Here is a 22,892-nt window from a genome sequence, read left to right as displayed (position 1 = left end):
CCCGCCAGTCGCAGCGTCAGCGCTGCACACCCAGCTTCTGCAGCAGCGACTCAGCCGGGCAGAAGCCGGTGAAGGCGCTCTGCAGCAGGTTGGCGCCGACGAAGGCAGTGAACCAGAGGAAATAGGCGGAAACGAAAAGCGGGCTCGCCGGTACGCCGAGCGCGAGCGAAATCAGCACGAAGCTGCCGGCCATCGCGCGGATGGCTTTGTCGATGGTCACGAGGTTCTCCTTGCCATGATTACTCCTTGATCAGTTGCCGGCGCAGCGCGGCGTAGTAGAGCACCGGGATGACGACCAGCGTCAGCAGCGTCGACACCAGGATGCCGAAGATCAGGCTGATCGCCAGCCCGTTGAAGATCGGGTCGTCGAGGATGAACAGCGCGCCGAGCATCGCCGCCAGCGCGGTCAGCGCAATCGGCTTGGCGCGCACCGCCGCCGCCTGGACGATCGCCTGCCGCGGCGCGACGCCCGCGTCGATCTGCTGGCGGATGAAGTCGACGAGCAGGATCGAGTTGCGCACGATGATGCCGGCGAGCGCGATCATGCCGATCATCGAGGTGGCGGTGAATTGCGCGCCGAGCAGCGCGTGGCCGGGCATGACGCCGATGATCGTCAGCGGGATCGGCGCCATGATGATCAGCGGCAGCAGGTAGCTGCGGAAGTGCGCGACAACGAGCAGATAGATCAGGATCAGGCCGACGCCGTAGGCCGCGCCCATGTCGCGGAAGGTTTCATAGGTGATCTGCCACTCGCCGTCCCATTTGAGCGTATAGCCGGCAAGCGTGTCCTCGGGCGGCGTGATGAATCGCTCGGCGAGGACGCCGCCGGCCTTTTCGATGCCGTCGAGCGGGTGGCCGACGAGATCGCCGCGCGTCGCGAACATGCCGTAGAGCGGCGAGTCGAGCTTGCCGGCCATGTCGGCGAAGACATAGACCACCGGCAGCAGGTCCTTGTGGAAGATCGCCTTCTCGCGCGGCAATTCGCGCACGTCCACCAGCTCGGACACCGGTACCAGCGCACCTTCGCGCGATCCGGGCAGCAGCGCACCATCTCCGCCGCGCACGCGCAGCTTGAACAGCGAATCGAGCGAACCGCGCTGCGTCGGCGGCAGCATCAGGCGTACCGGCACCTCGAACTTGGAATCGGCGTTATGTACCGGCGTCACGTCCTCGCCAGAGAGACCGATGCGCACGACGTCGACGACGTCGCTCTGCGCCACACCCAGCTGCGCCGCCTTGCCCTGGCGTACCTGCAGCACGGTCTTGTCGGTATCGGCCTGCACCGAATCGTCGATCGAGACGAGGTCGGGCGTCCTCGCAAAAACCTCATGCACGTAGCGCGCGACGGCGATCTGCCCCTGCTGGTCGGGACCGTAGATCTCGGCGACGATCGGCGAGATCACCGGCGGCCCCGGCGGCACTTCGACCACCTTGGCGACGCCGCCGGCGGCGGCGGCAATCGCCTCGATCTTGCTGCGCAGGCCGGCGGCGATCTCGTGGCTCTGCCGCGAGCGGTGTTTCTTGTCGACCAGATTGACCTGCAGGTCGCCGAGTTCGGGCGCGGCACGCAGGTAATACTGGCGCACCAGGCCATTGAAGTTGATCGGCCCGGCGGTGCCGGCGTAGGCCTGATAGTTGAGCACCTCGGGCGAAGCCGCCACCTCGCGGCCGATCTCGCCGAGCACGCGCGCCGTTTCCTCGAGCGGCGTGCCGACCGGCATGTCGACGACCACCTGGAACTCGCTCTTGTTGTCGAAGGGCAGCATCTTCAGCACGACCAGCTGGACGAGCGCCAGCGCCACCGAACCGGCGATCAGCAGGACGATGGCGAGTCCGAGCTTGCTGCGCGCGGCGCCGCCCTTCGCCTCGTCGAGGAAGGGTTCGAGCAGGCGGCGGAAAGTGCGGTCGAGGCGTGCGTCGAGCTTGCCCGGCGCATGTGCGCCGGCAGCGGCGTGTCCCTTGCCCTTGCCGCCGAGCAGGCGCGCCGACAGCCAGGGCGTGACGACGAAGGCCACCGCCAGCGAGATGGCCATGCCAAGCGAGGCGTTGATCGGGATCGGGCTCATGTACGGGCCCATCAGCCCGCCGACGAAGGCCATCGGCAGGAGCGCGGCGATCACCGTCAGCGTCGCCAGGATGGTGGGCCCGCCGACCTCGTCGACGGCACCCGGTATCAGCTCGGCGAGCGGCTTGTCCGGATGCAGTCCGCGCCAGCGGTGGATGTTCTCGATGACGACGATGGCGTCGTCGACGAGGATGCCGATCGAAAAGATCAGCGCGAACAGCGAGATGCGGTTGAGTGTGAAGCCCCAGGCCCACGAGGCGAACAGCGTTGCGGCCAGCGTCAGCGTGACGGCGACGCCGACGATCAGCGCCTCGCGTCGGCCGAGCGCGAAGATGACGAGCAGGACGACGAAAGCGGTGGCGAAGGCGAGCTTGCCGATCAGCTTCTGCGCCTTTTCGCTCGCCGTTTCGCCGTAGTTGCGCGTCACCGTCACTTCGACGCCGTCGGGAATCAGCGTTCCGCGCATGCCTTCGATGCGGCTGATCGCGGCGCGCGTGACGTCGGCGGCGTTGGTGCCGGGTTTCTTCGACAGCTGCAGCGTCACCGCCGGGTGTTCGCCGGGCGGAATGCCTGAAAATGCGCCGCCGGAATCATTGGCCGATTGGCCGCCCTCGCCAGCGGCCGTCGCCGCGCCGGCGCCGCTGCCGATCCAGACGCTGCGCTGCGGCTGATCGGCGCCATCATCGACGCGCGCGACGTCGGCGAGGAACACCGGCTTGCGCGCGCCGGCAGCGCCGCGCACGGCGACCACCAGACGGCGCACGTCGTCAGCCGACTGCAGCGTCGTTCCGGTCTGCACCAGCGTTTCGCGACCGCCGGCGACAAGGCTGCCCGAAGACTGCAAGGCGTTGCCGACTTTCAGCGCGGCGCTGATGTCCTGCGCGGTGACGGCGAAGGCGTTCATGCGCTCGACGTCCATCTCGACGCGAACGACGTGATCGGGTCCGCCGATCGTCGCCACGTCGCGCGCGCCGGGGATGCGCTTCAATTCGATCTCGGCGGCGCGCGCCACCTGTTGCAGATCGAAGGCCGAGCGCGCCGGATCGGCGGTCCACAGCGTCAGCGCCAGGATCGGCACGTCGTCGATTCCCTTCGGCTTGACCACCGGCTCGGCGACGCCGAGGTTAGGCGGCAGCCAGTCGCGGTTCGAATGCACCGTGTCGTAGAGGCGCACCACCGCTTCGCGGTAAGGAACGCCGACCTTGAACTGGACGGTGAGCACCGCGCCGCCCGGGCGCGACACCGAATAGACGTGCTCGACGCCGGACATGCGCGACAGCACCTGCTCGCCCGGTGTGGCGACGAGGTTCTCGACGTCCTTGGCCGACGCACCGGGGAAGGCGACGATGACGTCGGCCATGGTCACGTCGATCTGTGGCTCTTCTTCGCGCGGCGTCACCAGCGCCGCGAAGATGCCGAGCAGCAGCGCCACCAGCGCCAGCAGCGGCGTCATCGGCGAATTCTGGAAGGCGCGCGCGATGCGCCCGGAAATTCCCAGCGAGTGTTCCGGCACGTTTCCCTGCGCGTTTTCCTGCACTTCGTTCATCGCCTCAGCGCCCCGCCGGGGCGGAATTCTTCGCCGTCGCTTTCAGCGCGATCGCCGCCTTGACCGCATCGACGGCGACGACTTCGCCGTCGCGCAGGCCGGCGAGCACTTCGATGCTGCCGTCGGCAAGCGTTTCGCCGAGACGCAGCTGGCGCAGCGCCAGCCGGCTGTCGGCGCCTTCGCCACTCTGCACATAGACTGCCGCCACCTCGCCGCGGCGTACCAGCGCCGAGGCCGGTATGGTCAGCCGGCGTTCGTTGCCGAGAACGAAGCGCACGCGCGCCGCCATTCCCGGAATCACGTTGCGCAGATCGTCGGGCAGGTTGATGCGCACTTCGCTGACGTGCGTCGACGCATCGGCTGTCGGCAGGACGATGAACGAGGGCGCGTCGATGGTGCGCCCGAGCTCAGGGAATTCGATCTGCGCGCCGCGTGCCGCTTTCAGCTGCGGCAACAGGCGCTGCGGCACGCTCGCCGTCACGCGCAGGCCCTGCGGATCGTAGATGAGCAGCAGCGGCGTTCCCGGCGACGCCATTTCGCCGGCTTCGATCAGGCGGCGGGCGACGATGCCGCTGATCGGCGCCGTCACCGCGGCGTGGCCGACGACGACGCCGGCCTGCCCGGCCGCCGCCTCGGCGGCCGCCAGATCGGCACGGGCGCGGTCGAGCGCTGCCTGACTGACGAAGTTGCGCTGGCGCAGGTTCTCGCTGCGTGCGTAGCTGGCGCGCGCGTTGGCCAGTTGCGCCGAAGCGCTGCTCGCCGCCTGCGCCGCTTCGCGTGCGTCGATGCGCAGCAGCAGATCACCCTTCTTCACCACTTGGCCGGCGTCGACGCGCATGTCGACAACGCGGCCGCTGACCTGCGCCGCCAGCGTCGCCTGACGCACGGCCTCGACCGTCGCTTCGGCCGGCAGCGACACGCCGACCGCGTGCGTGGCGACGACCAGCGTCGCCAGCGGCGGCGGACTGCCCGCTTCCGCCGCCCGCGCTGCCGGCAGGCTGCCGCCAAAGATGGTGGCCAGCAGCATGCCCAGCAGCAAGCGGTGCAGGCGACGCGGCGAAGCGGCCTGCGCGCGCGAACTGCCAGCAGCCGGAGCGAACTGCAGCGAGCGAATGGAAGTCGGGGGGAAAGCGGCTGCATTCATAAATATAAGAATATACTTATATGAAAGACGGCACAAGAATCCGGAGCCAGTTTTTGCCACGTCGGCACGCGTGTGCCTGCGACGGGAAAGACCAGTGCGTGGATCAGCCGCGACCGTCGCGCAGCCGCCGCTGCGCTTGTTCGAGGTGCGCGGGCGAGCCGATCAGCACCAGCACGTCGCCGGCGAGCAGGCGCGTCGCCGGATCGGGTTCGTCACCACGCACACCGCCGCGGCGCAAGGCGTCGACGCTGACGCCATGCGCCGCGAGATCGAGTTCGGCGATGGTCTTGCCGACGGCCGGCGACTGCGCCTCGATCACGGTTGCCAGGCGTTCCGGCGTCTGCCGGCGCAGGTCGTCGCGGCCGCGGTCGTTCTCGCCGCGATAGAAGGCGCGCAGCGAGGCGTAGCGTTCGGCGCGCGTCGCGCGCACCTGCTCGATCGCCCGCCCGACCGGAACGCCGAGTTCGGCGAGCGTCTGCGCCGCCAGCATCAGGCTGCCTTCGAGCACTTCCGGCACCACCTCGCTGGCGCCGAGCGCTTTCAGGCGCTCGATCTGGCTGTCGTCCTGCGCGCGCACGATCACCGGCATTCCCGGACGCAGGGCGCGCAAGGTGGCGAGCACATGTTCGGTCGCCGGCGGATCGGCGTAGGTGATGACGACCGCACGGGCGCGCTCGATCCCCGCCGCCATCAGTACTTCGCGCCGGTCGGCGGCGCCGAAGACGACGTTTTCGCCGGCATCCTGCGCCTGGCGGATGCGCTGCGCGTCGATGTCGAGCGCGATGAAGGGAATGTGCTCGTTGTCGAGAAAGCGCGCCAGACTCTGCCCGGTGCGCCCGAAGCCGCAGACGATGACGTGATCGCGGATGTCCATCGTATGCACGGCGATGCTCTGGATCACCTCGGCGCGGTGCGCGAACTCGCTGCCGGACAGGCGCTGGCCGACTTTTGCCGCGCGCGCGATGAGGAAAGGCGCGATGAACATCGACAGCAGCATCGCCGCGATCGTCACCTGGAAAATGTCGTCGGGCAGCAGGCGGCGGTCGCTCGCCAGCTGCAGCAGCACCAGCCCGAACTCGCCGGCCTGCGCCAGTTGCGCCGCCGTGCGCAGGCCGATGTCGAGCGGATTGCGCAGCAGCAGCGTCAGCACCAGCATCAGCCCGCCCTTGGCGCCGATGAAGAGCAGCAGCGCCAGCGCCACCTGCGGCAGGTGCGCGAGCACGAAACCGATGTCGAGCATCATGCCGATGGTGACGAAGAACAGTCCGAGCAGCACGTCGCGGAACGGCCGGATGTCGGCCTCGACCTGATGCCGGTAAGGTGTCTCGGCGATGAGCATGCCGCCGATGAAAGCGCCGAGCGCCAGCGACAGGCCGGCGGCGGCGGTCGCGCACGACAACCCGACGACGATCAGCAGCACGTTGAGCATGAACAGCTCGGACGACTTGCGGCCGGCGACGATGTCGAACCAGCGGCGCATGAAACGGTCGCCGATAACGATCATCAGCACCAGCACCACTACGGTCTGCGCGAAAGCCAGCGTCAGCGTTCCGGCCAGGTCTTCGGGCGCGCGCGCCAGCGCGGCGAGCACGATCAGCAGCGGCGCCACCGCCAGATCCTGGAAGAGCAGCACGGCCATCGTCTGCCGCCCCGGCTGCGAATGCAGTTCGAGGCGCTCGGAGAGCAGCTTGGCAACGATCGCCGTCGACGACATCGCACACGCCGCGCCGATGGCGAAGCCGACGCGCCATTCCTGGCCGTAGAAAAAGACGGTCATCGCCATGGCGCCGACCAGCGTCACCAGCAGTTGCGCCGCACCCAGGCCGAAAACAAGTCGGCGCATCGATTTCAGCCGCGACAGGCTGAATTCGAGGCCGATCGAAAACATCAGGAAAACGACGCCGAACTCGGCGACCGCCGAAACCTGCTCGCTTTTGGCAAAGAAAGCCGCGCCATGTGGGCCGAGCGTAATGCCGACGGCAAGATAGGCGAGCATCGACGGCAGGCGCAGCACGCGCGCCAGCGCCACCGAACCGACTGCGGCGGCAAGAAGAACGAGCAAGGCGGTGAGCGCAGTCGGCATGGAGGGAACCCGGCGCAGCGCGACCGCGATCAGCGCGCTCGCACGCTTTCTGCCAACGGAGAATAAGGGGAACAGCGCAAGGCCGAGGGCACAAGCCATTCCGCAAGCGCCGCGCAGCCAGGCAACGATCGCTGCAGTGTGTCAGGGGAGATCACGCTCGGATGACGGCTCGGCGAAAACATCGGATTTCCCGCGGATTTTGGGCAAATCCTAGCATAGGCGGGGAAAGCCGGGGCCGGCAGAAAAGCCGCCGGCAGCGGCGCCGCAACTTGCCGCCGGCGCTCGCACCAACACCCGGACTGGAAGACGCGCCGCGGCGCGACGCAGACTCGCGCGGTGGACGCGGCACCGCCGCGTCTGCGCTCAGTCGCCGCTGACGATCAGCAGATGCACGCGATACGGCCCGTGCGCGCCGAGAACGATGGTCTGCTCGATGTCGCCGGTGCGCGACGGACCAGAAACGAAATTGACGGCGCGCGGCAGGCTGCCATGCTCGGCGCGCAGCAGCGCGAAAGCGGCTTCCATGTCGGCGACGACGCGCGCAGCGGGGACGACGGCGATATGCGTTTCCGGCAGCAGGCTGGTCGTCGCCGCCGTTTCCGGGCCGGAGAGCAGCATCAGCGTGCCGGTTTCGGCGATGGCGCAGAAGACGCCGGTAATGCCGACGAGATCCTGGCCGGTGGCCGCGCGCGCCGCCACTTCGAGCCCGGCGCCAGCCCAGTCGAGCGCAGCCAGCGACGGCCAGCAGACAGCAGTGCTGCCGAGAGCGCCGTCGGCGAGATAGCGGGCAACGGCCGCCGGCACCTCGTTCGTCGTCGCCAGCGTGTCGATGGTCGAAGACATGCTGCGCGAACGTTCGGCGAAACGTTGCACGAGATCGCCGACCGGTTGCGGACGCGGTCCGCAGTTCGGGCTGGCCAAGCTTGCCGTCAGCGCCTGCCGGCGTGCGGCAACGGTAGCCGGATCGCGGCCGAGCGCGCCGCGCACGCGGCCCAGGATGTCGTCTCTCGCTTCACTCATGGAAAGCTCCGCAAATCAGGTTCAATGATGCCGACCGGCAGTTCGCAGCGCCGGCGCTCAGGCCAGCAGGCTGCGCCCGTGGCGTGCCGCGATCGCGGCAACGCGCTCGCGGAAGCCGGCTTCGCCGACGCAGGCGATGGCGTCGATTCCCGCGGCGCTGCACAGGCCGGCCACCGCCGCCTCGTCGCCATGGACGACGTTGAAGACGCCGCCGGGCAGTCCGGCCTCGGCCAGCACCTCGGCCAGCGCGAACAGCGCCGACGGTTCGTGCGGACTCGGCCTGAACACCAGCGCCGAACCGGCCAGCAAGGCCGGCAGCGCGCGCGCCAGCGGCGCCGCCAGCGGCGACCCACGGCCGGCGACCAGTGCCAGCACGCCAGGTGCAGTCACGGCATCGGTAGCCGCGCTGGCGCCGTACAAAGCGGCAACAGCGGCGGCGATTTCGGCGCTCGCCGTCGCCGCGTCGAAACCACTCTCGGCGCCGATCAGCCCGGCGAAGTGTTCGGCGTAGCCGGCGAGAACCTCGGCAGCCGCGACGCAATGCGCCGCGCGTTCATTGGCCGCGAGCGCCGCCCACGCCGGTTTTGCCTGCAGCGCCGCGTCGGCGGCGGCCTGCGCCTCGCTGGCGCCGGCCAGCGGCGTGCGCCGCAGCACTTCGCCGCTGGCGGCGTCGCGCACCTCGCAAAATTCCTGCACCATCGTCAGATAGGCGTGGCCGCCGATCCAGAGCGGGATGACGAGGGCGTCGTGACTGCCTGACATGCCTTTCCTTTCTCTACTGTACTTGCCTGATGCCGCAGCCAGCGCGGCGACGTCCGAATGTGTGAGGAATGCGCGCGAATTGTATGCGCTCAGCGGCCGCGCTCGGCGGCCCAGCGTTCGCGGAAGGTCTTGCCCTGCGGCGCCGGCAGGTCGCGGCCGGCGGTCCATTGCGGCGCCAGCGCGAAGACGCGGATGCGGTCTTCACCACCGGCCAGCCAGCCGAGGTAGCGCGCGAAGTAACTCGCGGCACGCGCGTACAGCGCTGGCCGCTGCGCCAGCCAGGCCCAGACCTTCAGTCCGAAACGCTCGGAACGCGGCCGCAGCTGGCGCGTCACCTGCCGCTCGCGCAGCGTGCGCAGCAGTTGCGGCAAGGGAATCTTCACCGGACAGACCGAGCCGCACTGATTGCACAGCGTCGACGCCTGCGGCAGGTCGAGCGCGCGCTCGATGCCGGTGAACAGCGGCGTCAGCACCGAGCCCATCGGCCCCGGATAGACCCAGCCGTAGGCATGGCCGCCGATGGTCTGATAGACCGGACAGTGGTTCATGCAGGCGCCGCAGCGGATGCAGCGCAACATGGCGCGGAAGTCGTCTTCAAGCAGGCTGCTGCGGCCGTTGTCGACGAGGATGAAGTACAGATGCTCGGGACCGTCCGGGTCGGCTGCGCCCTTGGTGCCAGTCAGCAGCGAGACGTAGTTGGAGATGGTCTGCCCGGTGGCCGAGCGCGGCAACAAGCGCAGCAGCGTTGCCAGATCCTCGAGCGTCGGCAGGATCTTCTCGATGCCGGTGATGACCACGTGCACGTTCGGCAGCGTCGTCACCATGCGGCCGTTGCCTTCGTTGGTAACCAGCGCGACGCCGCCGGTTTCGGCAATCAGGAAATTGCCGCCGGAGATGCCCATGCCGGCCGAGAGGAAGTGCGCGCGCAGGGCCTCGCGCGCCTCGCGCGTCAGTGCCGGGATGTCGGTCTTGCGCGGCTTGCCGTGTTCGCGCGCGAACAGGTCGGCGACCTCGTCGAGCGTCTTGTGGATCACCGGCGCGATGATGTGCGAGGGCGGCTCGTTGCCGGCGATCTGCAGGATGTATTCGCCAAGATCGGTCTCGACCGGCTGCACGCCGGCAGCGCTGAGCGCGGCGTTGAGATCGGCCTCTTCCGAGAGCATCGACTTCGACTTGATCGCCTTGCTGATGCCGTGGCGGCGCGCGATCTCGATGGTATGCGCGCAGACTTCCTCGCCGTTGCGCGCCCACAGCACCGTCGCGCCACTGGCTTTCGCCTTGGCTTCGAAAATTTCCAGCCACAGGTCGAGGTCGTCGATCACCTTGCTGCGGATCGCCGCGCCGGCGTCGCGCAGCGCGGCGAAAGTCACCGCGTCGTCGCGTCCGGCCGCAGCGGCACAGGCCGCAGCGTCGGCGTCGAACTCGCGCACGGCGGCGGCGCGCATGTCGACGAACTTGCCCTTGGCCTTCTTCAGGTTGGCCTGCAGCTTGACATCGGCCAGACGGTCGCCGACGCGCGCAGCGAAATGCATGGACTGCTGGCGCATCAGTTCGCCCCTCCGGCATGCGGCGCTTCGCCGTCGCCATCGACGCCGGCGAGCACTTCGGCAACGTGCAGCACGCGTGTTTTCAGGTCGCCCTCGCGCCGTAGCCGCCCTTCGATGTTGAGCAGACAACCGAGATCGCCGCCAACCACCGCGTCGGCGCCGCTGGCGCGCAAGTTACCGCACTTGCGCGCGGCAATCGCCGCCGACAATTCGCCGAACTTGACCGAGAAAGCGCCGCCGAAACCGCAGCACTCCTCGGCGCCGGCCATCTCGCGCAGCTCAAGGCCGGGAACCTGCGCCAGCAAGGCACGCGGCTGTTCGCGAATACCGAGTCCGCGCAGGCCGCTACAGGAATCGTGATAGGTGACGCTGCCGGCGAAGCGTCCGGGAACCTTGTCCACGTGCAGCACGTTGACCAGGAAATCGGTCAGCTCGAAAGTGCGCGCCGCCAGCTCCTGCGCGCGCGGCAGCCAGTCGGCCTCGTCGGCAAGCAGCAGCGGATAGGCGTTGCGGATGTGCTCGGCGCACGAGCCCGAGGGCGCGACGACGTAGTCGAAACCGGCGAATTCGCCGATCACCTTCTTCGCCAGTTGCCGCGCCGCCGCACGGTTGCCGGACGAGTAAGCCGGCTGGCCGCAGCAGGTCTGCGTCTCCGGGACGACCAGCTCGCAGCCGGCCTCCTCGAGCAGACGCGCGGTGGCAAAACCGATGCTCGGACGCATCAGGTCGACAAGACAGGTGACGAACAGGGCAACGCGCATGGTGGTAAGCTAGTGCGCCGCACAAAAGCGGCGAAAATTGGAAGCAAAGTGGCGTTTGCGCGGAAACTTCGGGCAAACTGCTGCGAAACGGCCGGTCGGTCAGCGCAGCGGCGGTCGGCACGAACTTGGCGCGGCAGGCGGCACGGAGGCGCTATGGTAGTCCGCCGACCGCAAAAACAAAAGCCGGAACCGGGCGCCGGACAGAAGCCTGGCGCGGCCGCGGACACCGGCGGATCGCGCGCTACAAGAACACTCATTCACGATGCAAGCAGGGAAAGCAGGACAAATGGCAGAGCTGGCAGCGGAAAAATCTTCGATCCAGGTCATCGGACGCATGTCGGACTTACTCGACGCGCTGGCAGCGATGCCAACACCGGCCAGCCTGAAAGCGCTCGCCGCCCGGGCGAAACTGCATCCGTCGACCGCGCATCGCATTCTCGCCGCGCTGGCCAGCGCGCGTCTCGTCGAACGCCACGAGGGCGGCACCTATGCGCTCGGCATCCGTCTGCTCGAACTCGGCGCCGTCGTCAAGGCAAACCTGTCGATTCGCGACGTGGCGCGGCCGTTCATGGAGAAGCTGCATGGGCTCACCGGCGAGGCGATCAATCTCGGCCTGCGCGACGGCGACGAGATCATCTACATCGAGCGCACCTCGGGTGGCCGTTCGCTGGTCCGCGTCGTCTATCTGGTCGGAGGTCGCGCGCCGCTGCATCTGACTTCGCTCGGCAAGCTGTTCCTCGCCGCCGACAGCAGCGAGGAAGTTGCCGACTACGCGCGGCGCACCGGCCTGCCGGGAAAGACGCCGCACTCGCTGACCAGCCTCGCCGCGCTGGAACGCGAACTCGACTGGATCCGCCGGCACGAGGTCGCTTTCGACAACGAAGAAGCCGAAATCGGCCTGCGCTGCGTTGCCGCGGCGATCCGCGACGAAGAGGGGAAAGTGGTGGCCGGGCTGTCGGTATCGGCGCCCTGCGAACGCCACGACGCGCAGTGGGCGCCGCAGATCCGCAGTTGTGCCGCCGAGATTTCGCAGGCGCTCGGCTATCGCCCGGCGCTCAACCGGCGTTAATTCACGGCGAGCACTGGCCCAGCGTGCCTGCCGGGCAGAAGAAAATCAGGCGCGGGTCATCGGACGGCGCGTCGCCGTCGAGCTTTCCATCCAGCGCTTGATGCGGTTGGCGTCGCCGATGCGCGTCAGCTTGCCTGCCGAATCGAGCAGAACGATCACCACCGGCTTGTCGGCAACGCGCGCCTGCATCACCAGGCACTTGCCGGCCTCCTGGATGTAGCCGGTCTTCGACAGATGGATATCCCAGTTATTGCTCTTCACCAGCTGGTTGGTGTTGTTGAAATCGAGCTTGCGGCCGCTGACTTCGACGCTCGAACCCGCCGTCGTCGAAAACTCGCGAATCAGCGGGTAATGCGCAGCGGCTTCGACCATGCGCGACAGATCGCGCGCCGTCGACACGTTCTCGCTGGTCAGCCCGGTCGGATCGGAAAAGTGCGTGTGCGTCATGCCCAGCGCAGCGGCCTTGTGGTTCATCGCCGCGATGAAGGCATGGATTCCGCCCGGATAGTGCCGCGCCAGCGCGTGCGCCGCGCGGTTCTCCGACGACATCAGCGCCAGCAGCAGCGCCGTTTCGCGGTTGAGCGTCACTCCCGGCGCCAACCGCGAACGGCTGCCGCGCAGCGTGTCGACATCCTCGCTGCTGATGGTGATCGTTTCCTGCAGATCGGGAATGCTGTCGAGGACGACCATTGCCGTCATCAGCTTGGTGATCGAAGCGATCGGCGCGACGACGTCGGCGTTCTTCTGGTAAATCGCCGCCCCGTTCTGATCGATGACCAGTGCCGCGCCCGACTGGACGGCAAGCTGCGCAGGCGATTGCGGACGCAGCGTTTCGGCAGGTGCTGCCGAAACCTTGCGCAGGTGCTTGCCGCTTTTGCTCTCGGTCTTGACAGCGACTGGCCGCGGCTTCTTCTTTGTCGCCGCCTGCGCCGTATCGATTGCGACGAGATTGACGCCAAGCAGCGACGCCAGCAAGACGGCCGTCCCGAGCTTGTTCCGCATGCGATTCTCCTGCACTCATAAAACGATAGCGGATTTTACCCGAGTTTCCGAAGGAGAATGATAATTCATAAAAATCAGTCAATTACAAAGCCCACTTTAGATACAGCTTGAATTTCTCCGCGGCCAACGCAAAAGCGCGGACGAGCGCCAGCCTTCCCCCCGGAAAACCGCGCCCGACGATGCGCAAGGAGCAGCGGCAAGGACATGGCCATGCCGGCGATCCGGGGATGAATACCCGATAACTGGTAACGCCAGCGAGCATGTCAATTTGCTAGCATCGCCCAGGAAGCACTGAGCAAGGGGCGACCGAGGCAGCACACCATCGCCGCCACCCCGGAATCCGGTAATGGCAGCGGCCGATGCCGGCGACGAACGCGGCAGCAGATGCGCTTCCGCGCTGGCCGGGCGAGATTCATCACGCCGCCAGCGCAGCAGGGAACAGAAGAAAGCTCGTCGCGCCGCGGCGGCTGCATATCTGGCGAGGCCGAGCAGATCGCGCAGGAGACAAAGCAAGGATGAGCTCACCCGACCCACAGCTGCGAGGCGAAAACCAGCGACTGCGCGCCTGCATCGCCGGCCTTGAGGCCGAGAACGAGCGCCTGCGTCGCCTGTTCAGCAACGACCATGTGGTCATGCTGCAACTCGATCACGGACTGCGCGTCCGCGCGGTCTCGCCGGCAGCCAGCCAACTGTGCGAGCTGCTGCCCGCCGATTGCGCCCGGCCGATCGGCGATTTCTCCGAAGACAGGATCGGCCTCGCTGCCGCCGATGATGCGGCCGAAGTTCTCGCCACGGCGCGAGCGCGCATGCGCGAAATGCGTCTGGCCGACGGCCGCTGGTGGCTGCGCCAGATGTTCGCCTCGCGCGATGCCGCCGGCGCCATCGACGGCATCGTCATCAACTACCTCGACATCAACGACAGCAAGGAAAAGGTCGAGATTGCCGCGGCCGCGCAGCGACGCATGGCCGAGACGCTCGAGGAGCGGGTCGAGGCGCGCACCGCGCAACTGCGCGCGCTGTCGGCCGAGTTGTCGCTGGCCGAAGAGCGCGAGCGGCGCGTACTGGCGACGGATCTGCACGACGACCTGGGCCAGGTCCTCGCTATCGCCAAGATCAAGCTCAGCTCGATGGACGACCACGAAAGGCGCGGCGCCTTGAAGGCGGCGCTCAAGGAAGTCGAGTCGCTGGTCGACCACGCAAACCGCTCGGTGCGTTCGCTGATGATGCAACTCAGTCCGCCGCTGCTGCAGACACTCGGCCTGCCCGCCGCGCTCGAATGGCTGGCCGAGGAGATGGAACGCATCTACGGCATCAGCGTACGCATTGACGACGACGGCCAGCCAAAGCCGCTGGCCGAAGCAGCGCGCACCAGCATCTTCCGCGCCGTGCGCGAACTGCTGATCAACGTCGCCAAGCACTCCGGCGCGCGCCAGGCCGAAGTCAATTGTCTGCGCAGCAACGAGCGCATCACCGTTGCCGTCACCGACCACGGCAGCGGCTTCGACTATCTGGCCGAAATCGCCAAGCCTCTGGGTGAAGCGCGCTTCGGGCTGCTCAGTGTTCGCGAACGCATCGAGTTCCTCGGCGGCGAAATGAATGTCGACAGCACACTGAACGACGGTGCGACGATCACGCTCACCGTACCCGTCACCGATAACCGCGAGGAGTTTGCGCCATGAGCATCCGCGTCATGCTGGTCGACGACCACAAGATCCTGCGCGAAGCACTGCACAGCGTTCTCGAACGCGAAAAAGACATCCAGCTGCTCGAAGACGCCAACGACGGCAGCGAGGCGCAGCGGCTGGCGCGCGCGCTGAAACCCGACGTCGTCGTCATGGACATCGGCCTGCCCAGTGTCTCGGGTATCGAGGTGACGCGCCGGCTGTTGCGCGAGCAGCCGGAAATCCGCGTGCTCGCGCTGTCGACCTTTTCCGACCGGCGCATGGTGCTGCAGATGCTCGACGCCGGCGCCAGCGGCTACATCGTCAAGTCGGCCGGTCGCGACGAACTGCTGCGCGGCATCCGCGCGCTCGCGCAGGGCCGCACCTACCTCTGCCCGGAAGTCTCGGCGGTTGTCGTCGACAGCGTGCGCAGCAAGCGCTGCGACGACAAGCCAGAAGGCGAGCGCCTCGGCCGGCGCGAACGCGAGGTACTGCGCCTGCTCGCCGACGGCAGTACCTCACCCGAAATCGCCGGCACCCTGCACATCGCCACCAGCACGGTCGAGGTACACCGCCGCAACATCATGCGCAAACTCGATCTGCACAGCGTCGCCGAACTGACCAAGTACGCCATCCGCAACGGTCTGACCTCGGCATGAGCATGACCCGGCAGCCGCAGGCGGAATGCCCCGGCGCCGCGCATCCGGCCCCGTCGCCCAGGCCATCGAGGCCTTGCCGCTGCTGCAATGCAGCATCCGGCAGCCGCTCGGCGGCCGCTGCGGGGCCCCTTTTTTATGGGATAATTCTGCCTCTTTCAGTTTGCCGACCCGGTACCTCACGCGCAGAACACGCTTGCCGTCAACGCCGTGCAAATCCCTTCCGCTTCCGCCGGGCCGATTCCAACGCCCGCCGCGACCGACGCCTTTCTCCGACCGGAGCCCGCCGGAACTCTCCGACGCCCCCCGGCCGCGCCTTGCTGTGCGCCGCCCGCGACGATTCCCGCTTTCCGTTCTGTCATTGAGAGTGTATTGCCATGAGTACAGCCGTTCCGCTTAATACCCCGGACTACGTCAAACACGCCGGCCTGATCGCCTGGGTCGCTGAAATTGCCGCCCTGACCCAGCCCGCCCGCGTCGTCTGGGCCGACGGATCGCAGGAAGAATACGACCGCCTGTGCAACGAAATGGTCGAGGCCGGCATGTTCATCCGCCTCAACCCGGAAAAGCGCCCGAACTCCTTCCTCGCCTGGTCCGACCCATCCGATGTCGCCCGCGTTGAAGACCGCACCTTCATCTGCTCCGACAAGAAGGAAGACGCCGGCCCGACCAACAACTGGGAAGAACCGGCAAAGATGCGCGCGACGCTGAACGGCCTGTTCAGCGGCTCGATGCAGGGCCGCACGCTGTACGTGATCCCCTTCTCGATGGGTCCGCTCGGTTCGCCGATCGCGCACATCGGTGTTGAAATCACCGACAGCCCCTACGTCGTCACCAACATGCGCACGATGACCCGCATGGGCCGCGCAGTGTTCGACGTGCTCGGTGCCGACGGCGAGTTCGTTCCCTGCGTGCACTCGGTCGGCGCGCCGCTGGCCGAAGGCCAGAAGGACTCGCGCTGGCCGTGCAACCCGGAAACCAAGTACATCGTGCACTTCCCGAAGACGCGCGAAATCTGGTCCTACGGCTCAGGTTACGGCGGCAACGCGCTGCTCGGCAAGAAGTGCTTCGCGCTGCGCATCGCCTCGACGATGGCGCGCGACGAAGGCTGGCTGGCCGAACACATGCTGATCCTCGGCGTCGAATCGCCCACCGGCGAGAAGACCTACGTCGGCGCCGCCTTCCCGTCGGCCTGCGGCAAGACGAACTTCGCCATGCTGATCCCGCCGAAGACTTTTGAAGGCTGGAAGATCACGACGATCGGCGACGACATCGCCTGGATCAAACCGCAAACCGGCGCCGACGGCGTCACCCGCTTTCACGCGATCAACCCGGAAGCCGGCTTCTTCGGCGTCGCCCCGGGCACCTCCGAGAAGACCAACTTCAACGCCATGGCGACGCTGAAGAAGGACATCATCTTCACCAACGTTGCGCTGACCGACGATGGCGACGTGTGGTGGGAAGGCATGACCAAGGAAGCGCCGGCGCACCTGATCGACTGGCAGGGCAAGGACTGGACGCCGGCGATCGGCAAGGAAACCGGGCGCAAGGCAGCGCACGCCAACTCGCGCTTCACGGCGCCGGCGGCGCAGTGCCCGTCGATCGACCCCGCCTGGGAAAGCCCGCAAGGCGTGCCGATTTCGGCGTTCATGTTCGGCGGCCGGCGCGCGACCACGGCGCCGCTGGTGCAGCAATCGTTCAACTGGGACTTCGGCGTCTATATGGCCGCCACGCTCGGTTCGGAAACGACCGCCGCCGCTTTCGGCGCGCAGGGCGTCGTCCGTCGCGACCCCTTCGCCATGCTGCCCTTCTGTGGCTACAGCATGGGCGACTACTTCGCGCACTGGATCAAGATGGGCCGCGAGGTCGACGAAGCACCCGGCATCTTCGGCGTTAACTGGTTCCGTACCAACGACAAGGGCGAGTTCCTGTGGCCGGGCTTCGGCGACAACATGCGCGTCCTCAAGTGGATCGTCGACCGCGTGCGCGGCCGTGCTGGCGCCCACCAGGGACCGCTCGGCCTGCTGCCGCACTACGCCGACATCGACTGGACCGGTCTCGACATCAGCGAAGAACAGTTCGCCGCGCTGACGAAGATCGACCCGGCCGAATGGACGACCGAACTTGCCGGCCACGCCGAATGGTTCGCCAAGCTCGGTGAAAAGACGCCGCAACAGCTGCGTCTGATCCGCGAGTACTTCGCGCTGGCATTTCCCAAGGCTTAAGTCCGGCGTAACAACGCCCGACTGAAAAGCCGGATCGCGCCACGCCGTCATTGTGACGCCGTGGCGCGATTGCTTTGGGCCTCGCGGCCAGCCTCTGAACTCTTTCTGGCAAGGACAAGCATGCCCCGTTTTCCCGCTCCGCGCGTTGCCGACATCGCGCCTTTCCACGTCATGGAACTGCTGGCGCGCGCACAGGCTCTGGAAGCGTCCGGCCGCGACATCGTGCACCTCGAAGTCGGCGAACCGGATTTCCCGACGCCGGCGCCGATCGTCGCCGCCGCGCAGGCGAGCATCGCCGACGGCCGCGTCTTCTACACGCCGGCGCTCGGCCTGCCGGCGCTGCGCCAGGCGATCGCCGACTTCTACCGCACGCGCCACGGTGTCGAGGTAGGCGCTTCGCGCATCGTCGTCACCGCCGGCGCCTCGGGCGCGCTGCTGCTGGCGCTCGCCTGTCTGGCCAGCCCCGGCGGCGAGTGGCTGCTCACCGACCCCGGCTATCCGTGCAACCGCCATTTCGTGCGCAGCTTCGAGGGCGTGCCGGTGGGCATTCCGGTCGGCGCCGAAAACAGCTTCCAGCCGACGCTCGATGATCTCGCCGCGCACTGGAACGAGCGCAGTGTCGGCGCGCTGCTCGCCACACCGGCCAACCCGACCGGCACACTGATCGAGCCCGAACGGCTCGCCGCCATCGCCGACTTCATCCGTGCGCGGCAGGGCGCGCTGATCGTCGACGAGATCTACCTTGGCCTGACTTTCGACAGCGACGCGCAGACGGCGCTGGCGCTCGGCGACGACCTTTTTGTCGTCAACAGCTTCTCCAAGTATTTCGGCATGACCGGCTGGCGCCTCGGCTGGCTGGTCGTTCCCGAGGCTTTCGTGCGCGCCATCGAGAAGCTGGCGCAAAACCTGTTCATCGCGCCGTCGACGCCGGCGCAACACGCCGCGCTGGCGGCCTTCGCACCGGATACCATTGCACTGCTCGAAGAACGCCGCGCCGAATTCCGCCGCCGCCGCGACTTCATGGCGCCGGCACTGGAAAGCCTCGGTTTCCGCATCACCGCCCGTCCCGACGGCGCCTTCTACCTTTACGCCGACTGCAGCGCGCTGACCGCCGACAGCGAGCGTTTCGCGCACGAACTACTGGAAGAGGCCGGCGTCGCGCTGACGCCGGGGCTCGACTTCGGCAGCCACCGGCCGCAGCAGCACGTACGCATCGCGCTGACCACCTCGGTCGAACGCCTTGGCGAAGCGGTCGAGCGCATCCGCGCCTTCGTCGGCCGCCGCTGAGCGGACGCGGCGCGTCCCCGGCGGTCAGCGCAGCGGCGCGCCGGCAACAACGCCGCAGCCACCTCAGAAACGGCGCGGCGGCTGGCCGGCGACAGCCAGCTGACTCCAGTCGAAATGCGGCCCCGGATCGGTCTTGCGCCCCGGCGCAATGTCGGCGTGGCCGGCCACTGCCGTGATCGGGTAACGCGCGCAGAGCGCGGCGAGCACTCGCCGCAGCGTCGCGTATTGCGCCGCAGTGAAGGGATGCGCGTCGCCGCCTTCGAGCTCGATGCCGACCGAGAAATCGTTGCAGCGCTCGCGCCCGCACCAGCGCGACACACCGGCGTGCCAGGCGCGGCGGCCGGCGGCGACGAACTGGATCGCCTCGCCGTCGCGGCGGATCAGGAAGTGCGCCGAGACGCGCAGCGCGGCGATGCCGGCAAAATAGGGATGCGCGTCAGGATCGAGCGTGTTGGTGAACAGGCGCAGGATGTCGTCGCCGCCGAACTCGTCGGGCGGCAGGCTGATCGCGTGGATCACCGCCAGACACGGCGGCTCGCCCTCCGGCCGCGCGTCGGCGTTCGGTGATTCGACGCGCCGCAGGCCGGCGATCCAGCCTTCCGCGTCGATGCTGAACGTTACGTCGGCCGACACAGCCTCACTGCTCGCGGCTACCGGCCCTTCCACGGCAGCGTCCGCTGCCATGCCATTGGCGACCTTTCCCGCCACGCCCTACTCCTCGATACCCAGTCGCTCGATGCGGTAGCGCAGCGAACGGAAGGTCACACCGAGCAGGCGCGCCGCCGCGGTGCGGTTGAAACCGGTCTTGGCCAGTGCCTCGAGAATCGCCTGCCGCTCGACACGGTCCATGTGCTGATCGAGCGTCTCGCCGCGGCGCCCGCCCTCCACGGCTTCGTCGCAGTGGCCCGTCGGCGCCAGATGCAGATCTTCGGGGCGGATGAGCGCGTCGGCACACAGCGCCGATGCGCGTTCGAGGATGTTCTCGAGCTCGCGCACGTTACCGGGAAACGAGTAAGTCGACAGCGCGTGCAGCGCTTCCGGCGCGACGCGCGGCGGATTACCGTCGCCGATCCGCTCAACCAGCGCCGCGACCAGCAACGGAATGTCCTCGTGCCGTTCGCGCAAGGGCGGCATCTTCAGTTCGATGACGTTGAGACGCCAGTACAGATCCTCGCGAAAAGCGCCCTTATCGACGCAGTCCTTGAGGTTGCGGTGCGTCGCCGAGATGATGCGCACATCGATCGGCTCCTCGACGGTGGCGCCGACGCGGCGCACCTTCTTTTCCTGGATCACGCGCAACAATTTCACCTGCATCAGCAGCGGCAGGTCGGCCACCTCGTCGAGGAACAGGGTGCCGCCGTGCGCGGCGTGGAAGAAGCCTTCGCGGTCGCTGTCGGCGCCGGTGAAGGCACCCTTGCGATAGCCGAAGAACTCGCTCTCCATCAGGTTTTCGGGAATGGCGCCGCAATTGACCGGAACGAATGGCGCCGCGCTACGCGCGCTGTGGCGGTGAATCAGCCGCGCCGCGAGTTCCTTGCCGCTGCCCGATTCGCCCGACACATAAACCGGCGCCTGACTGCGTGCCAGGCGGCCAACCATGTCGCGTACCTGCGTGATCGCCGGCGATTCGCCGAGCAGGTTGCCGCTGCGTGCTGCGGCGTCGAGCGTTTGCCGCGACTGCGGCAGACTCAGCGCCGATTTGACCAGGCCGCGCAGCTGTTCGAGGGCGACCGGTTTGGCCAGGTAGTCGAATGCGCCGGCCTTGAGCGCCGCCACTGCGTTCTCGGTACTGCCGAAAGCGGTGATGACCGCCACCGGCGTTTCCGGGTAGCGCTCGCCGATCAGGCGAACGATCTCGATGCCCTCGCCGTCGGGCAGGCGCATGTCGGTCAGGCATAACTGATAGCGCTCAGCCGCGAGAAAACCCTTCGCCTCGGCGACGGTCCCCGCACAGTCGGCGGTCAGACCCATGCGCAGCAGGGTCAGATCGAGCAACTCACGAATATCGGCCTCGTCATCGACGACCAGCACGCGCGGCAGCTCGCCACGCGGACGGCGCTCGACCCGGTTCACGCTCATGTTTCCGGCCCTCCGCTCAGTCTGAAATGGGCACCCGGCTCAGCGGCAAGCAGCACCAGCCGCGCGCCGTTGGCTTCGGCCAGTTCGCGCGCGATATAGAGGCCGAGTCCGGTGCCGTGGTGATGGGTGGTGAAGAAAGGTTCGAAGATCTGTTCGCGCAGCTCGGCCGGCACGCCTTCGCCGTCGTCGCTGACCAGTATTTCGCCGCAACCTTCAGCAAGGCGGCCCTGCAGGCGCAGGCTGCCGGGCAGGCGCTGCGAGTGACGCAGGGCATTGGCGATCAGGTTCCAGAGTACCTGATGCAGATGCGAACGGTCGAAACTGATCAGCGCGTCGGCATCGACCTCGACCTGCAGAATCGCAGCGTCGATCTTCTCGCTGGCGATGAACTCCTCGGCAAAACGCGGCAGCTCGTCAGCCAGGCGGATCGACTCGCGCTGCGCACGGTCGCGCCGGCCGAGTTCGAGCACTTCCTTGACGATGCGGTCGAGGCGCAAGGTGTTGTCGCGCAGGATGCGCAAGAGCCGATCCTGCATCGCGCCGCGCCGTTCTTCGACGAGCAGTTCGCCGGCGTAGCTGATCGCCGACAACGGGTTGCGGATCTCGTGCGCGATGTTCGCCGTCAACCGCCCGAGCGCCGCGAGTTTGAGTTGCTGCGCCTGCGCCTGCAGTTTGCCCATGTCTTCGAGGAAGACGGCGACGTCGGCGTCCGAACTGCCGGTGGCGGCGAAACGCGCGCGCAACTCCTTGCCGCTGGCGCTCAGGCGCACAGTCAGTGCGTCGGCACTGGCGTCGAGCCGCCAGCGCGCAAAACCGTCGGCCAGCTCGGGCGAGTAATCCGACAGCAGGCTCTCCGGCGCGGCCGAAAGACCGAGCAGGCGCTCGGCGCCCGGGTTGTGCTGCTTGACCCAGCCGTTCTGGCTGACGACGAGGACGCCATCCTGCATTTCCTCGATCACGCGCTGGCTGATCAGCATCTGGTTCTCGAGATCGACGCCGCGCTGATGCGCCAGCTCCTCGTTGGCGCTGACACGTCGTGCCAGCAGCAGCGCCGACAGCGAGACACCGAAAAAGCCGGCGCTGAACAGGCCGGCTTCAAAGAAGGCCGAGGCGGTGAACTCGCTGCCAAGACCGCGCAGGAATTGCGCGAAGAACGCGGCCATGGTCGCCGTCGCCGCGTAGAACAGCACCAGCCGGCCCTGTCCGACCAGCCCGGCGGCGGCGAGGCTGACCAGCAGCAGCGCGGAGAGTCCGCTGCGCAGACCGCCACCGAGATGCATGAGCAGGGTCAGCACGAAGATGTCGGCGAGCACCTGCACGCTCAGTTGCAGGTTGAACTGCTCGCGATAGCGTTCCGCCGTCGCCAGCGAGACGATCGCCGTTAGCAGGTAGGCGCCGGTCAGCAACAGCGCCAGATGGCCGCGCTCGGGCAGCATGAACGAGAACAGGTCCGGCTGCAGCGCAGCCGATGCCAGCAGCAGACCGGCGACGATCAGCCGGTACAGGCAGAAATAGCGGAGCGTCTTCCAGTGCGTTTCGGAACTGCCGCCAGCAGCAAAATCGAGGCCGCTCAGCATACCGCGCTATCCCTGTTCGCGCTCGGCCTCGGCCGCGCGCTGATGCTCGGCGCAGCAGAAATGGCGGGAGCCGAGGCGCAGGCTTTCGCCTTCGGGAATATTCACCCCGCAACGGGCGCAGGCGACCATGCGCTCGGCCTGACGCTGCGCCGGAGCCGGTGGCGCCGGTGGCCGCGGCAAGCGCAGGCGACGCCAGAAATACCAGCCGAGGCAGGCGAGAAAGATCAGCAGAAGGAGTTTGGACATCGCCTGAACGGGGAAGAGCAGAGACGCAGGATAGCAGAACGCAACAGGTGACGGATTACCAGCAGCGGCAAGGGCATCGAGCGCTTGACGAAGGACGGTTGGATACGATTTACTTCGCCACTTTTTCCGCTCTGCCCGACGAGTCTTACACCACCCTTACAG

At 67.5% G+C, this 22,892-nt stretch carries 18 protein-coding genes; 5 read left to right on the top strand and 13 right to left on the bottom strand.

What is annotated here, in order from left to right; all coding sequences use genetic code 11:
* Positions 1-16 precede the first annotated feature (16 nt).
* The 8 genes from GGD90_RS09135 to GGD90_RS09100 form a co-directional block, all read right to left on the bottom strand.
* Positions 17-220 (bottom strand): YgaP family membrane protein, encoded by a 204-nt coding sequence (locus tag GGD90_RS09135; protein WP_153116223.1) that lies wholly within the window; start codon positions 218-220, stop codon positions 17-19.
* A gap of 19 nt (positions 221-239) precedes the next feature.
* Positions 240-3,611: an efflux RND transporter permease subunit gene (locus tag GGD90_RS09130; protein ID WP_153116222.1), complete on the bottom strand. Its 3,372-nt coding sequence runs from the start codon at positions 3,609-3,611 to the stop codon at positions 240-242.
* Positions 3,612-3,615: 4 nt separating this feature from the next.
* Positions 3,616-4,755: an efflux RND transporter periplasmic adaptor subunit gene (locus GGD90_RS09125; protein WP_221227712.1), complete on the bottom strand. Its 1,140-nt coding sequence runs from the start codon at positions 4,753-4,755 to the stop codon at positions 3,616-3,618.
* Between the two features lie 103 nt (positions 4,756-4,858).
* Positions 4,859-6,838, bottom strand: a complete 1,980-nt coding sequence (locus GGD90_RS09120; protein WP_153116221.1) for a monovalent cation:proton antiporter family protein — start codon at positions 6,836-6,838, stop codon at positions 4,859-4,861.
* 363 nt (positions 6,839-7,201) lie between these two features.
* Positions 7,202-7,858, bottom strand: coding sequence for a LutC/YkgG family protein (locus GGD90_RS09115; protein WP_153116220.1), 657 nt, complete (start codon positions 7,856-7,858; stop codon positions 7,202-7,204).
* A 57-nt stretch (positions 7,859-7,915) separates the two neighbouring features.
* Positions 7,916-8,620, bottom strand: coding sequence for an aldehyde dehydrogenase family protein (locus tag GGD90_RS09110; protein ID WP_184415052.1), 705 nt, complete (start codon positions 8,618-8,620; stop codon positions 7,916-7,918).
* A gap of 89 nt (positions 8,621-8,709) precedes the next feature.
* Complete coding sequence (locus GGD90_RS09105) at positions 8,710-10,167, bottom strand: lactate utilization protein B (protein ID WP_153116218.1); 1,458 nt, start codon at positions 10,165-10,167, stop codon at positions 8,710-8,712.
* Entirely contained in the window at positions 10,167-10,928 is a 762-nt protein-coding gene (locus GGD90_RS09100; RefSeq protein ID WP_153116217.1) for a (Fe-S)-binding protein, read from the bottom strand. Before GGD90_RS09100 ends, GGD90_RS09105 begins: the two co-directional genes overlap by 1 nt.
* 286 nt (positions 10,929-11,214) lie before the next feature.
* On the opposite strand from GGD90_RS09100, the gene GGD90_RS09095 reads away from it, so the two are divergent.
* Positions 11,215-11,997: an IclR family transcriptional regulator gene (locus GGD90_RS09095; protein WP_153116216.1), complete on the top strand. Its 783-nt coding sequence runs from the start codon at positions 11,215-11,217 to the stop codon at positions 11,995-11,997.
* Positions 11,998-12,042: 45 nt separating this feature from the next.
* Here GGD90_RS09095 and pbpG read toward each other — a convergent pair whose 3' ends face one another.
* A complete protein-coding gene (gene pbpG, locus GGD90_RS09090) occupies positions 12,043-12,999 on the bottom strand; it encodes a D-alanyl-D-alanine endopeptidase (RefSeq protein ID WP_153116215.1) in 957 nt (318 codons plus the stop codon).
* A 515-nt stretch (positions 13,000-13,514) separates the two neighbouring features.
* Here pbpG and GGD90_RS09085 point away from each other — a divergent pair.
* From GGD90_RS09085 to GGD90_RS09070, 4 genes are all read left to right on the top strand, one after another.
* Entirely contained in the window at positions 13,515-14,678 is a 1,164-nt protein-coding gene (locus GGD90_RS09085) for a PAS domain-containing protein (protein WP_184415048.1), read from the top strand.
* The gene (locus tag GGD90_RS09080; protein WP_153116213.1) at positions 14,675-15,319 is read left to right on the top strand and encodes a response regulator; all 645 of its coding nucleotides are present in this window, start codon (positions 14,675-14,677) and stop codon (positions 15,317-15,319) included. The genes GGD90_RS09085 and GGD90_RS09080 overlap by 4 nt, the downstream gene beginning before the upstream one ends.
* 374 nt (positions 15,320-15,693) lie before the next feature.
* The gene (locus GGD90_RS09075; protein ID WP_153116212.1) at positions 15,694-17,541 is read left to right on the top strand and encodes a phosphoenolpyruvate carboxykinase (GTP); all 1,848 of its coding nucleotides are present in this window, start codon (positions 15,694-15,696) and stop codon (positions 17,539-17,541) included.
* A 120-nt stretch (positions 17,542-17,661) separates the two neighbouring features.
* Entirely contained in the window at positions 17,662-18,828 is a 1,167-nt protein-coding gene (locus GGD90_RS09070) for a pyridoxal phosphate-dependent aminotransferase (RefSeq protein ID WP_153116211.1), read from the top strand.
* Positions 18,829-18,891: 63 nt separating this feature from the next.
* Here GGD90_RS09070 and ampD read toward each other — a convergent pair whose 3' ends face one another.
* From ampD to GGD90_RS09050, 4 genes are read right to left on the bottom strand one after another with little or no spacing between them, the layout of a single operon-like run.
* Positions 18,892-19,536, bottom strand: coding sequence for a 1,6-anhydro-N-acetylmuramyl-L-alanine amidase AmpD (ampD, locus tag GGD90_RS09065; RefSeq protein WP_228273691.1), 645 nt, complete (start codon positions 19,534-19,536; stop codon positions 18,892-18,894).
* 3 nt (positions 19,537-19,539) lie between these two features.
* The gene (locus GGD90_RS09060) at positions 19,540-20,907 is read right to left on the bottom strand and encodes a sigma-54-dependent transcriptional regulator (RefSeq protein WP_153116210.1); all 1,368 of its coding nucleotides are present in this window, start codon (positions 20,905-20,907) and stop codon (positions 19,540-19,542) included.
* Positions 20,904-22,484 carry a sensor histidine kinase gene (locus GGD90_RS09055; protein WP_153116209.1) on the bottom strand — a complete coding sequence of 527 codons (1,581 nt, stop codon included), beginning with the start codon at positions 22,482-22,484 and terminating at the stop codon, positions 20,904-20,906. Before GGD90_RS09055 ends, GGD90_RS09060 begins: the two co-directional genes overlap by 4 nt.
* A 6-nt stretch (positions 22,485-22,490) precedes the next feature.
* Entirely contained in the window at positions 22,491-22,730 is a 240-nt protein-coding gene (locus GGD90_RS09050; RefSeq protein WP_153116208.1) for a PP0621 family protein, read from the bottom strand.
* Positions 22,731-22,892: the final 162 nt, after the last annotated feature.

Source organism: Rhodocyclus tenuis (assembly GCF_014197755.1).
Lineage (GTDB): Bacteria > Pseudomonadota > Gammaproteobacteria > Burkholderiales > Rhodocyclaceae > Rhodocyclus > Rhodocyclus tenuis.
This window is presented reverse-complemented; position numbering and strand designations above follow the sequence as displayed.

Excerpts from the sequence above, each read along its gene's own strand:
- GGD90_RS09130 (WP_153116222.1), bottom strand. The coding sequence starts at position 3,611 with ATGAACGAAGTGCAGGAAAACGCGCAGGGAAACGTGCCGGAACACTCG.
- GGD90_RS09125 (WP_221227712.1), bottom strand. The coding sequence starts at position 4,755 with ATGAATGCAGCCGCTTTCCCCCCGACTTCCATTCGCTCGCTGCAGTTC.
- GGD90_RS09120 (WP_153116221.1), bottom strand. The coding sequence starts at position 6,838 with ATGCCGACTGCGCTCACCGCCTTGCTCGTTCTTCTTGCCGCCGCAGTC.
- GGD90_RS09115 (WP_153116220.1), bottom strand. The coding sequence starts at position 7,858 with ATGAGTGAAGCGAGAGACGACATCCTGGGCCGCGTGCGCGGCGCGCTC.
- GGD90_RS09110 (WP_184415052.1), bottom strand. The coding sequence starts at position 8,620 with ATGTCAGGCAGTCACGACGCCCTCGTCATCCCGCTCTGGATCGGCGGC.
- GGD90_RS09105 (WP_153116218.1), bottom strand. The coding sequence starts at position 10,167 with ATGCGCCAGCAGTCCATGCATTTCGCTGCGCGCGTCGGCGACCGTCTG.
- GGD90_RS09100 (WP_153116217.1), bottom strand. The coding sequence starts at position 10,928 with ATGCGCGTTGCCCTGTTCGTCACCTGTCTTGTCGACCTGATGCGTCCG.
- GGD90_RS09095 (WP_153116216.1), top strand. The coding sequence starts at position 11,215 with ATGGCAGAGCTGGCAGCGGAAAAATCTTCGATCCAGGTCATCGGACGC.
- pbpG (WP_153116215.1), bottom strand. The coding sequence starts at position 12,999 with ATGCGGAACAAGCTCGGGACGGCCGTCTTGCTGGCGTCGCTGCTTGGC.
- GGD90_RS09085 (WP_184415048.1), top strand. The coding sequence starts at position 13,515 with ATGAGCTCACCCGACCCACAGCTGCGAGGCGAAAACCAGCGACTGCGC.
- GGD90_RS09080 (WP_153116213.1), top strand. The coding sequence starts at position 14,675 with ATGAGCATCCGCGTCATGCTGGTCGACGACCACAAGATCCTGCGCGAA.
- GGD90_RS09075 (WP_153116212.1), top strand. The coding sequence starts at position 15,694 with ATGAGTACAGCCGTTCCGCTTAATACCCCGGACTACGTCAAACACGCC.
- GGD90_RS09070 (WP_153116211.1), top strand. The coding sequence starts at position 17,662 with ATGCCCCGTTTTCCCGCTCCGCGCGTTGCCGACATCGCGCCTTTCCAC.
- GGD90_RS09060 (WP_153116210.1), bottom strand. The coding sequence starts at position 20,907 with ATGAGCGTGAACCGGGTCGAGCGCCGTCCGCGTGGCGAGCTGCCGCGC.
- GGD90_RS09055 (WP_153116209.1), bottom strand. The coding sequence starts at position 22,484 with ATGCTGAGCGGCCTCGATTTTGCTGCTGGCGGCAGTTCCGAAACGCAC.
- GGD90_RS09050 (WP_153116208.1), bottom strand. The coding sequence starts at position 22,730 with ATGTCCAAACTCCTTCTGCTGATCTTTCTCGCCTGCCTCGGCTGGTAT.